Here is a 13616-nt window from a genome sequence, read left to right on the forward strand (position 1 = left end):
GTCCCGGCATGGATCCTCGGGTCTGCGCCGCGTCGCTACGCTCCTTGCTCCGCCCGTGGATGACGAAACGGTGGATGTTTCCGCCAATCACCAAGGCAGGCGATCCGTCAACGCAGGCGACTGGTTCCGTCCAGAGCCACTAGACGGCGACGTGGGTGCGGCCGATCTCCTGCGCCACCAGTTCCTGCAATTGCCACAGATTGCGGTCGCGAATGCCGCAGGCGTCGAGATGGCGGATCGTCTCGAACAGATATTGCGCGCCCGAGCCCCAGTGACCGACAGCCCTGGCCAGCGTCGCCGCGACCGCAGGCTTGTCGAGCTTGCCGGCGTAGCGCGGATTGGCGGGGTCGACGACGAAGCCGAGCGCTCGGCTCACCCTACCTTCGGTGGTGACCTGCAGCCAGCGCGGCACGTTGACGGCGGGCAGGATGGTCATCTCGCGGCGCAGCAGTGCTTCGAGATTTTCGGCAACCGGCTCGGCGATCTCGAACACCATGCCCTGGCACTGGCCGCCGCGGTCAAGCGCCATCATCAGGCCGGGCTGATCAAACGTGCCGCGAAAGCGCTGCACGGTAAAACAAAACGACCGGTGCCAGCCTCGCGCCACCGCCCGCTCACCTCCCCTCACCTCGCCGGCCGGCTTCCACAGCAGCGAGCCATAGGCGAACAGTTTCAGTGGTCCGGGCGGCGCACTGGCCAGGATCTCGTCGCGAAACCGCGCATAGTCGGCGTCTAGCATATAGACCATGCCCGGCGTCGGCCCCGTATCTTCGACAACCCGCATGGTCCGCGCCACCAGCGCCTCGGTCAGCGCCATCGGCGATTTGCGGGGAGGCGTGGTGGAAATCGGCTTGTTCATCCTGGTCATGTTGCTGAAGGCTCGAAAATTCTCAAGAGGTGCTGGACGCCAGGGCAATAACTCCAGTTTCCGAGCCCGCTGAGTATTTTTCTGCAGGCGCTTGCGCAGCCCCTCACCTGCCTGCCGGCATCCTCTCCCCGTATAGTGACTGTATAGTGACGGGGAGAGGAGCGCTGTCGTCGGTGATTTCGCCAATCGCCAGCGCCGCAAGAAAGGCGCCGGCATCGCGGCCAGCCCCTCTCGCCCCGTTTACGGGGAGAGATGTCCGGCAGGACAGTGAAGGGCAGCGCTGACGTTGGCGAATTACAACCGCGAAACCGCCAATTTAGCCGAATCAAAATCTGRGCCATCTAGCCCAAGCCCCTGAAACGACTCGCCTCTGCTGCCGCCCCGGTGCGCCTCACACCCTGCGGTGGAAAACATCGCCCGAGATCGAGAAGCTGGACTCGTCGATCCAGACGATATTGAAATAAACCGGCGCCGGCTGGTAGGCGTTCACGTTCATGATGGTCAGGATTCCGCCATCGGACGACGGATCCCAGCTGCATGAACCGATCGCGCCAACCGTGCCATTGGCTTCTATCTGGCAGGTCTGCCCGATAATCATCGTCTCGCCCGCCTCGCTGTCCCATACGCCGACCGGCGCCGGCGCGGATTGGGCAAGGGCCGATGTGACGAACATTCCAATCGCCGTCACGCCAGCAAGGGCAACACCGGAACGACGCGATCCGGCCAAAAGCGATGTCATGCTAAACCCCGTCTTACGGTGATGTTGTGTCCGTCGAGACACTGCGTCAGCAAGAGAGCACCGACCCTCGCCCGGGGTCGGTGCCATATGCGCCAATCGGCGGTATCGAGGCCAGACGAACCGTCCATGAAGCAGTCGCCCGGCCCCACCTTGGACGCACATTCCGCTCTCCGCCGCCGGCCTGCCGGTCACTTTTTCTTGTGCTTGAACAGGCGCGCCTTGCAGGACGCCGACAGCTGGTCCTTATGGTCGGCCAGGCACTTCGGCGCGGCGCCCGTCGTCAAGACGCCACCGCCGCAGAAGCGATTGGCATCCACCGCGCAAGGGCCCTTGGTGGTGGTGTAGCGGGCGAACGCCTCGTTTGAACTCACAAGCGCGACCGCTGCTATCACAACGGCATAGAAGATTTTCATTGCAAGGCTCCCGACAAAAACACTGGCTCCCCCAGTGCAGGGTTGGTTACGCACGGCTCCTGGAGCATGGCCCGGGTGCTGATATCGCTGGAGGTGCCGGCGGCTCGCGACCCAGCTGGCTCCCATGGCCAGCCTCCCGCCGCCGCATTGCGACAGACAAAAACACTCCTGCTTTCGTCCATCGACGACCGCCCCGCTCCCCGCCAGCGCAATGACCCCTGCGATTCATGTGCTGATGCGGGAATGACTAAGGCAGTTCGGATGCGGGCGCATCCTAGCTGAAAAGCGGAGGATGCATGGCGCGCACACGCAATCACGGCCGCCTAAAACGGGTCGTGCTTCGAGACAGGAAACAAATCAAAACAAAAGCTTGAAGCGCGTGATTTAGACAGATCCGGCCAACACCAGCAGCGCCACGGCTTCGCTGCGGCTGCGCGTGCCGGCCTTCTTTTTCACGTTCTCGATATGGTAATGGACCGTGGCTGCCGCGATGCCCAGGATGATCGCGATTTCCGCATCGGTCTTGCCCGCCGCGACCCAGCGCATACAGTCCGCCTCCCTGGGCGTCAGCAGGATCGGCGAGCGGTTGCTGAGACCAAATCCCACCGCTTCATAGGCCTTGTCGTGCACCGCAAGCGCCATGGAGCGCATGATGGCTCTCTCGGCCGCATTCATCGTCACCGGCTTCAAGGCGGCGACCGAGACCAGCCCCTGATAGCTGGAAGGCCCATGGATCGGTATCGCCATGACTTCGGCCCAACCATATTCTATCGCCGCGACGGTGACCGCCGCACCTTCGACGGTAAAGGTTCGTGCATCGCCCATTTCGGTCCACAGGAACGGTGTCATGCGACGGCGCGCTTCGAGGATCATGGGGTCGATCTCCATGAACCCGTTCGCCATGTAGGACTCGAACCAATCCTTTGGCCAATTGTTGAAATAGAAGCGATAGGACCGCGAGCCACCGGCGCCCGCCCAAGCACCGCCAGCACTTGCGGTGAAGCCGAAAACGCCGATCGCCTCGATGAAGCGCTCGATGACTTTGCTGACGTCACTGGTCGCCGCGCAAAATTCAAGAAAGTCCYGCCCTGCCGCCGTCCGCATATGCCACTCCAAAACCCCTCGGCAATCTCAGCGATCCCAAGCAAGCACACAAGGCGTTTCATCGACTTGAAGGCTGCGGCATTACGGCCTGTTCGCCCCGCCTACGACACCAGCGGCATCGGCACCTTCAGCCCATCGATCAGCGCATCGCGAAACAACGCGATCGGCCGGGCAAGCCGTCCGGCCGGCGGGCGGTGCAGCATCCAGGCGCGCACTTGCGGCTTGAAGTCGGGGCAGTCGATCACCTCCACCTTGTCGCGCCAGCGGCTGTCGGCGAAGGCGCCCGGCGTGACGATGCTGATGCCGTGGCCGCGCGCCACCAGCGACATTCTGAGGTCGACGCTGAGCGCCTCCACGCCGACCTGGAACGGCAGCCTGGCGGCCTCGAAACTCTGGCGGATGAAGGCACGGAACCCGCAGCCGTTTTCGTTCATCACCCAGGCAAAGCGCGACAGCGAGGCGAGGTCGGCTTGCTTCGGCACGCCAAGGCCGGGCGAGGCCACCAGCAGCACCGATTGCGCGCCGAGATCGTCGCAGACCAGTTCGTCCGGCGGCGCCAGGCCTTCGGCGAGGCACACCGCCACCGCGTCGAGTTCGCTGCGCGCCACTTGCTCGACCAGCCTTGGCGACCAGCCCGAAATGATGCGCAGTGTCAGCTGCGGAAAGGTGGCGCGCAGACTGTCGAGCGGCAGCGCGAGTGCTGCGTCGGAGAGATAGGGCATGAGGCCCAGGCGGAACTCGCCCTTGACCTCGCCTTGCGGCGAGACGCCGGCCTTCAAATCCTCCAGCGAGCGCAGCACCCGCCTTCCATGTTCATAGGCCTCGCGCCCGGAAGCCGTCGGCTTCAGCGGCTTCGACTGGCGGTCGAGCAGTGCTGTCGCCAACCCGTCCTCGAGATTCTGGATACGGCGCGTGACGCCCGGCTGGGTGAGGTTGAGCCTGGCCGAGGCACCGACGATCGAGCCGGTTTCCACCACGGCGATGAAAGCTTCGAGGTCATGGATGTTCATGCGCATCTCGCATAATCATTATTGAATTGAATCAATTGTAGCATGATAACACTTCGGCATAAAGTCCCCCCACGATATGCGACCTATTGAGGACCCTATGCCCGACACCAATGACGGTCGGCTGTGCGAGCGGCTGCCCGCCGGCACCATCACCGGCCCGCAGACGCTGCTTTTTGCCGCCTCTACCGGCATCATCGTCACCAATCTGTTCGCGCCGCAGACCCTGGTCGGGCTGATCGGCCCGTCGCTCGGCGCCAGTGCGGCGAGCATCGGCCTCGTCGCCATGGCGACGCTGCTCGGCTATGCCGCCGGCCTGTTCTTCCTGGTGCCGATGGCCGATCTTGCCGAGAACCGGGCTCTGATCCTGCGCATGCTCCTGACGGCCGCGCTTGCGGCTGGTGTCGCCACCTTCGCTCCTACCATCGCCTCGCTGCTGATCGTCCTGTTCATTCTCGGCGCCGCCTGCTCGGCGATCCAGATCCTGGTGCCGATCGCCGCCTCGATGGCGCCGCCCGGCGAGGCCGGCCGCGTCATTGGCGATGTCATGAGCGGGCTGATGATGGGCATCCTGCTGGCGCGGCCGCTGGCCAGCCTCATCGCCGATTCCTGGGGTTGGCGTGCCTTCTATGGCCTCAGCGCGGCCGCACTCGTCCTGCTCGCCTGCGTGCTCGCCTTCACCTTGCCGCCACGGCGCCCGCAGGCGAAATCCTCCTATGGCGCGCTGATCGCCTCGCTGTTCGGCCTGTTGCGCGACGAGCCGGTGCTGCGGCGCCGGGCGCTGACGGCAGCGCTGGTGATGGCGGCGTTCAGCCTGTTCTGGACGGCAGTGGCCTTGCGCCTCGCAGAGCCGCCTTTCGGCCTTGGCCAGCGCGGCATTGCGCTCTTCGCATTGGTCGGCGCCGGCGGTGCCGTGGTCACGCCGCTGTTCGGCCGCGCCGGCGACCATGGCTGGACGCGGTCCGCCACCATCTTCTGCCATCTCGTGCTGATCGGCGCGATGGCGCTGGCCGCCTGGGCCGGCTCCAGCGGACCCGCAACCGGATGGCTGCCGCTGGTGCTGATGGGCGCCAGCGCGGTGCTACTCGACATCGGCGTCACCGGCGACCAGACCCTCGGCCGCCGTGCCGTCAACCTGCTTCAGCCTGAGGCACGCGGCCGCCTCAACGGCCTGTTCGTCGGCATCTTCTTCATCGGCGGCGCCATCGGCTCATTGCTGGCCGGTATTGCCTGGAGCTGGGGCGGATGGACTTGCGTTTGCGCAATTGGCGCCGCCTTTGGCCTCATCGCACTTCTGGTCGACTGGATCAGGCGCTAGATGGGTCACGCGCCTGACCTTTATCATCCCCGATCCCTCGTTGTTGTCGTAGAATTTTCCCCACGATGGCACAGCGAGCACCGCGTCGTTAACATAGACATAGAGTTCGCCCGACATCTTGGGCTTGATCTCGGCCACCAGGATTGTGTTCGAGCAATCTTTAGGAAGCGTCACATCGACCGGGTCCAGGACATATTCCTCATTGCCGAACCGGCCAACGCGCGCAATCGGCTTGAAGTAGGGCTGAGCCCACCAGCGCTTGAGCAACGTCGCGGAATAGTGGGCAAGGCTCCAATCACTTACGCCGCGTGTGTCGGCGCACAATGTCTTGCCGTCCCAGGTCGGGCCGTCCTTCCAGCCGCTGGCGTTCGAAATGGTAACCTCGTATTGCCCGCCTTCCTGCAGCCAGTTCAGCGTGTCGGTGCATGGATCCTTTGTGGTGAAAGGCGTCGCTTCTACCGACAGGTGTTCGGCTCCGTCCGGCTTGCCCTTCGGCTCGGGGCAGACCTTGCCCATTGAATCGGCTACCTCGAACGTCGCCTTGTTGACCACGCACAGGACAAGGCCGATCGACAGCGCCAGGAACGCCGCTGGCAGCACATATTCCCTCAGATTTTCGTAGAGACGCTGGGCGCGAGGATCGGTCCGGATGGCACGGGCGATGCGCAACGAGACCGGCGTCGGCACATTCCCGGTGCGCGGGCCACGACTGGTCAACACCACGTAGGTGCCGAGAAAGCCGAGGGTAACCGCGGCGAACCCCCAACTCGTGTAATTGTGTCCGCCAAACCACATTGCCAGCGCGCCTATGCCAAGGCCGACGGTTCCGATCAGCGATGTGCGCCGATGGGCATCATTCCTGTTCGTTTGCAGCGCCGTTGCATTGCGCCCGGCATTGACATTCCAGGCCGATCGCGCCCGGTCATTGATACGTGTGCGCAGAACGCTATTGACCCAAAGTGAAGTCACCAGCAGCGCTGCAAGTATGCCGGCTGCAACGGCTCCCTTGGTCATGGCATCCACCCATGGTGAGACGAAGCCGGGCAAGAAGCCGCTGATCAGTCCGAAGATCGGCCCGACGATGCCGCGTGCGGACTGGTCGAACTGGCTGGTAATGTCGAGGGCGGCATTTCCGACGAACAGCGGGAAAGCCAGGAAAAGCAGGACGATCGACAACAGCACGTAATAAAGCCCGCGCCGCCACCACACCGTGTCCAGCATCAGCTGCATGCGTTGCGTACGGCTGCCGATATGTTGCGTACTGGCTGCGACACTGTTCTTTTGAAGCTGGTCGAGCGCACCATGGAATTTCCTCTCCATCGCCACCAGATCGCGCTGGCGGTCATCCGGCAATGGCAGCTTGTCGACAATGTCAGCGCCGGCCGGCGCCGGGACGCCCGCAGGCACTCCGTTGAAGGGAATGCGGGCGCCGCGTGGTGTCAGCACGTCGATATGCTCGGGCAGCGAGACCGGCGCATAGTCGTCCGCGCCCTTGGCCATGCGGGTGATGACGCTGGCATCGACCAGCGGCCTGACGCCCTCGCCCATCAGGGTCTTCACCGGGCGCGGATGATAGCGGTAGAAAACGCTGACGCCGGAACGGGAATCATAGATGCGGCCGGCATCGGAAGCGTAGTCCCAATAGTCGGCAACCGTCTCTGGCTTGAACCGCAGGCCCTGCTCGGTGGCTTCGCCGATCATCCAGCACAGGGGGATGTGGGCAAGCCTGTCGTCGGGATAGCCGCCGCCGACATTGGAGTGACAGCCGGCGAACCACACCTGTTTCAGGCGGGGGTCGGGGATCTTCTTGTCGGCTGCGGCAGCTTCGCCGTTGCCCGCTGCCGGCTCGGCCTTCTTCGCCGGGATCAGTTCATTCCACGGGATGGGAAAGAACGTGCGCCGCTCATCGTCAATGCTGAACGCCTGCCTGGCACATTGAACAGGCTCCAGAAGCGTGCGCCTCTCGAAGGTGATCGGCCAGACCCATTTATCCACCGCCTTGGTCAACTCATCGACCGGCAGGCCATAGGCAGAGACCGTATCCCAGACGCCGACGAAGGCGACCTGGATATCATCGGCGGATCGGGGGTCGGGCGTGCGCGGCTTCACCTGGTTGTAATCGCGGCTTCCGGTGATCTCGTTCCAGAGCGCGAACCATTGCGCGGCGGCGTAACGGGCGAACACCACCCAGGGCTGCCATGCCGGAAAAGCCTTCGGCCGATAGGACCGGTAGGCGGCGCGGGCGTTGCGGTCGAGTTCCTCTTCCGTCTTGAAGTTGACCAGCCCTTCCCTGGCGATCATGCCGACCAGCACGCGGATGGTGAAGGCGCCGCGGCTGAAGCCGAAGGCGAAGATCCTGTCGCCATCCTGATAGTTGAGGCAAAGGAACTTGTAGAGCGCCAGCACGCGGCGCTTGACGCCGAATCCGAGCGCCAGGCCGATGATCTCGAACGGCTTGAACTGCGAGGTGCCGACGCCGTCGCTGAACACCGCGATCTGATCGGCGCCGGTCAGGTCCAGTGCCTGGTAGAGGCGCCACACATTGGTCTTGAACGCCTTGGCCGCGCTGTTGCCGGTGCCGTCGGCAAAGACGACAATGTTCCTGCCCAAGTCGTCCCCCCGCCCTAACAGCATTTCGCCGCAGGCTTTCCCTGCCGATGGCTTCATCCCTTGGCCGACGGTCGGTAGAGGAGGCGCGTCGTTGCTCCCTCTTTCCCGGCGTCGGCCTACTGCTTTGCGGCGCGCACGTATTTGTCGATCTTGCCGAGCAGACCCCACGCCGTCAGAGCCAGCGAAATCGGCATCATGATCGGCGCCAGCCCCGGTATCGAGCCGATGAGCGGAATGAGTTCGCCCAAAGGCGATGTGGTCGCCGCGCCAGCCCCTGCTGCGGTGGTTGCCGGCGCGAGCAAGGCGCTTGCCAGCACTCCAATGATCCCGAGCGCGCTCTTGCGTCCGTCAAGCAACTTCCCCAACCATTGGCCAAGCGCGCCATTGACCGGCGTCAGCACATTGGTGGCGGCGGAATCCGGTGGCAGCACGACAGGGTTGCCGTCCAGTCCCTGCGCCAGCTGACGCAGCAGCAGCGCCAGGGCGGCAGCTCCCGCCACGGTGGTCCCCGCTCCTGTTGCCGGCGTGGTGGTTGTCGTGGTGGTTGCCGGTGTCGTCGTTGTCGTTGCACCAGGCTGAAGTGCAGCCAGCAGCGCCTTAATGATTTCGCTCACTTTGTCCGTCACGACAGGATCCCCTTCTTCGCCTAGGTTGGGCGTCGGTATCGGAAGCGTCTGCTCGCCGTCTTCCTCAAGCCAGCGCTCGGTTTCGAGCCGCAGCTTGTTGACGCGCCGATTGAAGCCGTTCTTGAAATGCTCGTAATCGGGATGCGCGCGCAGCTTCGCGGCATAGAGATCGATGACGTCGCTGATCACGTCCGGCAGCGGCGTCGTCGGGATCGCACCCAACGTCTCGCCGCCGATGCCGCCGTCGACTGCCACCGCCGCGCCGTTCTGGTTGAGCGCCTTTTGCAGATAGGTTGCCGCGGTACCCGGTCCGGCATGGACGCAGACGTTGTAGACGGCAAGCGCAAGCGGGCCAGGCATCGCGCCGCAGGACGATTTCGACCAATACTGGGAGAAATAGATGTCCTTGGCTTCCTGATACGACATGTTGGCGACGTCTGCCTTGCTGACCGGCTTGCCGCGCCACGCCGCAAGCGTCTTGCGGGTGATGCCGAAATTGGTAGCGCCACCGGGATCCTTCGGATCGTCGGAATAGCCGCCTTCGAATTCGCGAACGATCTCCTGCGCCCGTTCGAAATTAGCCTTGCCGCCATCGGCGGGCGGCGTCACCGTCCCTTGGCCGGTCGTCGAAGTGCCGGTTCCCTGGGCCGTGCCTGCCCCTGTGTTCGCTGCTGGCGGGGGCACAGCGGGCTCGCCGGTCGTCGGCTGCAGGCCCAGCGCGGCAAGCAGCATCGTCAGCACATCGGGCGCCAGATCGGTCTCGTCGGGAATATCCGGATTGCCTGTCGTCGCCTGGTCGGCAGGACCCGTCGGCGTCGGCGCAGCGCCCGCTGCGGCATTGGTGGGAAGAGCAACCCCAAGCGCCGCCGCCGTAATCTCACCGCACACGCCATCGGTGGCGCCGGAGCCAAACTGACGTTTCTGGAAATCGACCAGCGCCTTCAGCGACAACCGTCCGAAGACGCCATCCGGCGTGCCCTGCAAATCGCCTTGCTTGACCAGCGCCTGCTGCACTTTCTTGGCGAGCGCCCCCGACGAGCCGAAGCGGACGACCTGCTTCAGCACCGTGTCATCGACCTTGTCGACGGACGACAATTCCTCGGCGGTGAACAGAAGATAGACGAAACGGGTCTGGCTGGTGCCATAGCCACTGTCGATGAAGGCACGCCAGGGGCCGGTTTCCGGCGCCATGTGGCGCGTCGGCGATTGCGGCAGACCGCAGATCACCTGGCAGCCGGCGCTGGAATAGCCCGCCTCCGGATTGTCGGAGTAGGCGCAGTGGATATTGTCCCAGACGAAATCGCCCGAGCTCGAACCGAAATCCAGCCTGTCCTGCAGGTCGTAATCCAGATTGTCGGCGGTGCGCCAGACCGGTTGGAAAGACGCCTGGCGAAAGGCCCGGTGGCCACCTGGCTTGCCCGCTTTGTGTATGCCGCGCTCATGTTCGAAGCGGCCAGGAATCAAAAGATTGGTGCCGATGCCGCCTCTGGCCTTGGCACTCGTGATGTTGATCAGGGATGGCACGGTCGAGCCCGGAAACAGCGCCACTTCGCCTGTCTCCGCCTTCCACTGCCCAAGAGTGCAGCGCATGTGGCGGAAATCATAGGCGCTGAAATGCGCTGGCTGACTCTGCGCGAAAGTATTCTCGAAAGGATGATCTGGAGACAGGCCGCGAATGCCAAAGAAGACCAGTCCTTTGGCAGGAACGGCATAGCCATTCCTCTTCGCAGCGCGAGCGAGCAAGCTCGCGCTTATAGAAATGTCCGTCATTGGAGCCCCCCAATTCGGCAACTCCAAATCGTATTATTATATTACATAATATGTCAAGCGACACTGATTCGGAGGCAATAGGCGATAATTCAACTTCTTCTAAAAAGCTATTCTCTTAAACTATCGCAAAGTTCGAATGCTCCTGTGAGGCGTCGGCTGTCGAATTGGCAAGAGGGCTCCAGAGGCGGCCCCGACGCCGTTCAGAACCGCGTCGAGAAGCTTGTTGCTCCCCCGGAGCGCACCATCCATCGGTTCGCGGCAATTGACGCCAGGGAACAATGTTGCCGGCAAACCGTTTCAGTCCTTGCCGGAGGGCGCCATGAACGATGCGTCGGCAAAACCCGTAGGCCCCATCCTTTCATCGACGGAGCGCGTGAACACGCTGTCGCATTTCCACCGCGCCGAGATTGCGCGCATGGCCGGATGGCGCGATCGGCTCGACCGGACGACCAACTGGGCGATCACCGTGGTCGCGGCGCTGCTTTCCGTATCGCTGTCGACGGCAAGTGCCCATCACGGTGTGCTCCTGTTCGCCATGCTGTTGATCCTGCTGCTTCTGTGGATCGAGGCACGCCGCTATCGGTTCTTCGACTTCTACCGGGCTCGCGTGCGCCAGTTCGAGCGCCACTATTTCGCACAGATCTTCTCGCCGCAGCCCGACTTCGCCTCGGATTGGCTGCTTATCGTCGGCGAAGGCCTGCGCGCGCCAAAGTTCCTGCTATCGCAACGGGCCGCCTTGGCGCGCCGCCTGCGGCGGAATTACATCTATCTGTTCATGATCCTGCTGCTGGCCTGGGTGGTCAAAATATCGACCCCCAGCCTTCAGGCCGGGGGTGTCGGGACCGGGTTCGTCGGCTCGCTTCGCTATGCCGTCGACAGCGCTGCCCTTGGCCCCATTCCCGGTGTGGCGATCGTGGTCGTTGTGGCGGCATTCTATGCCGGGCTGTTCGCCATCGTCCTTTTCACATCCGGCGGCGATGGCGAGCTGTCCTTCGGCGACGTCCACGTCTGACGACAGGATGACTGCGCAAACGGCAGCCCGCGCGTTGTGATGGTTAGTCAGTCCGCTGCGGCGGTTGAGGTCATGCGGCCTCGGGGCCGTCGTGCTGCTGGCCAGCGAACGCGTCAAGCGGGCCGAAGCCAGCGCCGAGGAGGCGGCAGCCGAAGTCACTGCCTGATGCCTTCGGCTCCGGTATCTAAACCTACATGCCGAAGAACTGTCGCCCTATCACGTAGCCCAACGCCGCCACGACGAGCGGGAACAGCGCCGGCGCAGCCTTGCTGAAGAAGGAAGCTTTTGTGTCCTTGGGCGGCATATAGCGTGCGTTGCCGAGATTTTTGGTCATTGCGTACCCCGCGCCAAACCATCAGTTTCGCGCATGCCGTTATCCCAAAACCGCCAGGCAGTTTCGGTCGACATGCATTAGAAGACCCTCATTAACAGCATGGCCAAATTAACGGCTTGCAAAGAAATTCGGTCGAATAGCCGGCTTTCCCTCCTCAATCCGACAACCCTGCCGACGGAAAATCGGCAGGCATCGGGAACCGAATCGCTTGTCCCGGGTTGAGGCGTTCAGGGGAGCAATGCCTATTCACCGTCTCGTCAAAAGCGTTCAACACGGCGAACTGACATGGCGCACAGCCATGGCCGCGCCGCGACATCAGGCGGTCAGCACAATCGCGCACGATACACAGATTCCGACATGTTAGCCCGCACCAATCGACTCTCGACCAACCGCCGATCGATCCACGAGACGCCATGCCGCAAACCCGCACAATGACCGTAGGCAATCCTCACATTGCTTTCCTGTCAGGTGGCGGAGAGCTCGGTTGCCTGATTGCGACATTCGACTGGGCCTCGACCTCGATCGGACCGATCGAGGTCTGGCCGCAGAGCCTCAAGACCGCGGTCTCGCTGATCCTGCGCTCGAACGTGCCGATCGTCATGCTGTGGGGCGAGGATGGCGTCATGATCTACAATGACGGCTATTCGGAATTTGCCGGTGGCCGCCATCCACAATTGCTCGGCTCGAAAGTGCGCGAAGGCTGGCCCGAGGTGGCCGACTTCAACGACAACATCATGAAGGTCTGCCTGGGCGGCGGCACGCTTGCCTATCGCGAGCAAGTGCTGACGCTGAACCGCACCGGCAAGCCCGAACAGGTCTGGCTCGATCTCGACTATTCCCCGGTGCTCGACGAAAGCGGCGAACCGGCCGGCGTCATCGCCATCGTCATCGAGACGACCGCCAAGGTTGCCGCCGAGCGCTGGCGCGCTGGCGAACGCGACCGCCAGCGCCAGATGTTCGAACAGGCGCCGGGCTTCATGGCCATGCTGTCGGGTCCACAGCATGTCGTCGAACTGACCAACGCCGCCTATATGCAGCTCGTCGGCCACCGCGACATCATCGGCCTGCCGATCCGTCAGGCCTTGCCCGAGGTCGAAGGCCAGGGCTTCTTCGAGCTGCTCGACCAGGTGTTCACCTCCGGTGAGGCGTTCATCGGCTACGCGCTGAAGGCCGAACTGCAGCGCACGCCGGGTGCGGCGATCGAGGACCGCTTCATCGACCTCGTCTATCAGCCGGTACGCAATCCCGCGGGCGAGGTGTTCGGCATCTTCGTCCAGGGTGTCGACGTCACCGACCGTCTGCTTGCCGAACAGGCCCTGCGCCAGAGCGAGACGCAGTTTCGCACCTTCGCCGAGGCGATGCCCAACCACGTCTGGACAGCGACGCCGGACGGACTGCTCGACTGGTTCAACCCGCGCGTCTACGATTATTCCGGTGCCAAGCCGGGCGAGCTTGACGGTCAGGGCTGGGCCGACATCGTGCATCCCGACGACATCGTCGCGGCCGCGGAAAAATGGCAACAGACAGCGGCCGCCGGCACATTCTACGAGACCGAGTTCCGGCTGCGCCGGCATGACGGCATCTATCGCTGGTTCATCGCGCGCGCCGTGCCGATCCGCGATGCCGATGGCGTCATCCTGCGCTGGATCGGCACCAACACCGATATCGACGACCAGAAGCAGGTGGCACAGGCCCTGCTGCAGAGCGAGCGTCGCTTGCAGCTGTCGCAGAATGCCGCCGGCATTGCGGCCCTCGAACTCGACATCGCCAGCGGAATCGTCGTCGGCTCCGACGGTTTTTGGGGTCTCTGGGGAC

The 13616-nt window shown here is 63.4% G+C and carries 11 protein-coding genes; 3 read left to right on the plus strand and 8 right to left on the minus strand.

Features of this window, described 5'->3' with window-relative positions; genetic code table 11:
• Positions 1-139: 139 nt before the first annotated feature.
• From AC1DX0_RS20350 to AC1DX0_RS20370, 5 genes are all read right to left on the minus strand, one after another.
• The gene (locus AC1DX0_RS20350) at positions 140-859 is read right to left on the minus strand and encodes a gamma-glutamylcyclotransferase (RefSeq protein ID WP_477222949.1); all 720 of its coding nucleotides are present in this window, start codon (positions 857-859) and stop codon (positions 140-142) included.
• 400 nt (positions 860-1259) lie between these two features.
• Positions 1260-1607 (minus strand): hypothetical protein, encoded by a 348-nt coding sequence (locus tag AC1DX0_RS20355; protein ID WP_477356603.1) that lies wholly within the window; start codon positions 1605-1607, stop codon positions 1260-1262.
• A gap of 188 nt (positions 1608-1795) precedes the next feature.
• Complete coding sequence (locus AC1DX0_RS20360; RefSeq protein ID WP_477222817.1) at positions 1796-2020, minus strand: hypothetical protein; 225 nt, start codon at positions 2018-2020, stop codon at positions 1796-1798.
• A 384-nt stretch (positions 2021-2404) separates the two neighbouring features.
• Positions 2405-3124 (minus strand): helix-turn-helix transcriptional regulator, encoded by a 720-nt coding sequence (locus AC1DX0_RS20365; protein ID WP_477356604.1) that lies wholly within the window; start codon positions 3122-3124, stop codon positions 2405-2407.
• A gap of 101 nt (positions 3125-3225) precedes the next feature.
• Entirely contained in the window at positions 3226-4134 is a 909-nt protein-coding gene (locus tag AC1DX0_RS20370) for a LysR family transcriptional regulator (RefSeq protein ID WP_477222819.1), read from the minus strand.
• Between the two features lie 97 nt (positions 4135-4231).
• Here AC1DX0_RS20370 and AC1DX0_RS20375 point away from each other — a divergent pair, with 97 nt between their 5' ends.
• Entirely contained in the window at positions 4232-5449 is a 1218-nt protein-coding gene (locus tag AC1DX0_RS20375; RefSeq protein ID WP_477222820.1) for an MFS transporter, read from the plus strand.
• On the opposite strand, the gene AC1DX0_RS20380 is transcribed toward AC1DX0_RS20375, so the two are convergent.
• Positions 5342-8059, minus strand: coding sequence for a phospholipase effector Tle1 domain-containing protein (locus tag AC1DX0_RS20380; protein WP_477222821.1), 2718 nt, complete (start codon positions 8057-8059; stop codon positions 5342-5344). The genes AC1DX0_RS20375 and AC1DX0_RS20380 overlap by 108 nt on opposite strands.
• 116 nt (positions 8060-8175) lie before the next feature.
• Positions 8176-10275, minus strand: a complete 2100-nt coding sequence (locus tag AC1DX0_RS20385; RefSeq protein ID WP_477222822.1) for a glycosyl hydrolase 108 family protein — start codon at positions 10273-10275, stop codon at positions 8176-8178.
• 499 nt (positions 10276-10774) lie between these two features.
• Between AC1DX0_RS20385 and AC1DX0_RS20390 the strand changes: the two genes are divergently transcribed.
• Entirely contained in the window at positions 10775-11467 is a 693-nt protein-coding gene (locus AC1DX0_RS20390; RefSeq protein ID WP_477222823.1) for a DUF2270 domain-containing protein, read from the plus strand.
• Between the two features lie 190 nt (positions 11468-11657).
• Here AC1DX0_RS20390 and AC1DX0_RS20395 read toward each other — a convergent pair whose 3' ends face one another.
• Positions 11658-11801, minus strand: coding sequence for a hypothetical protein (locus AC1DX0_RS20395; RefSeq protein ID WP_477222824.1), 144 nt, complete (start codon positions 11799-11801; stop codon positions 11658-11660).
• A gap of 413 nt (positions 11802-12214) precedes the next feature.
• Here AC1DX0_RS20395 and AC1DX0_RS20400 point away from each other — a divergent pair.
• Positions 12215-13616: PAS domain S-box protein (locus AC1DX0_RS20400; protein WP_477356606.1), on the plus strand; the 1402-nt coding region annotated here is incomplete at its 3' end.

The sequence above is a fragment of the Mesorhizobium sp. P3_A9 genome (genome assembly GCF_056402975.1).

What these genes read in the sequence shown, in the direction of transcription:
- AC1DX0_RS20350 (WP_477222949.1), bottom strand. Translation starts at nt 859, where the DNA reads ATGAACAAGCCGATTTCCACCACGCCTCCCCGCAAATCGCCGATGGCG.
- AC1DX0_RS20355 (WP_477356603.1), bottom strand. Translation starts at nt 1,607, where the DNA reads ATGACATCGCTTTTGGCCGGATCGCGTCGTTCCGGTGTTGCCCTTGCT.
- AC1DX0_RS20360 (WP_477222817.1), bottom strand. Translation starts at nt 2,020, where the DNA reads ATGAAAATCTTCTATGCCGTTGTGATAGCAGCGGTCGCGCTTGTGAGT.
- AC1DX0_RS20370 (WP_477222819.1), bottom strand. Translation starts at nt 4,134, where the DNA reads ATGAACATCCATGACCTCGAAGCTTTCATCGCCGTGGTGGAAACCGGC.
- AC1DX0_RS20375 (WP_477222820.1), top strand. Translation starts at nt 4,232, where the DNA reads ATGCCCGACACCAATGACGGTCGGCTGTGCGAGCGGCTGCCCGCCGGC.
- AC1DX0_RS20385 (WP_477222822.1), bottom strand. Translation starts at nt 10,275, where the DNA reads ATGCGCTGCACTCTTGGGCAGTGGAAGGCGGAGACAGGCGAAGTGGCG.
- AC1DX0_RS20390 (WP_477222823.1), top strand. Translation starts at nt 10,775, where the DNA reads ATGAACGATGCGTCGGCAAAACCCGTAGGCCCCATCCTTTCATCGACG.
- AC1DX0_RS20395 (WP_477222824.1), bottom strand. Translation starts at nt 11,801, where the DNA reads ATGACCAAAAATCTCGGCAACGCACGCTATATGCCGCCCAAGGACACA.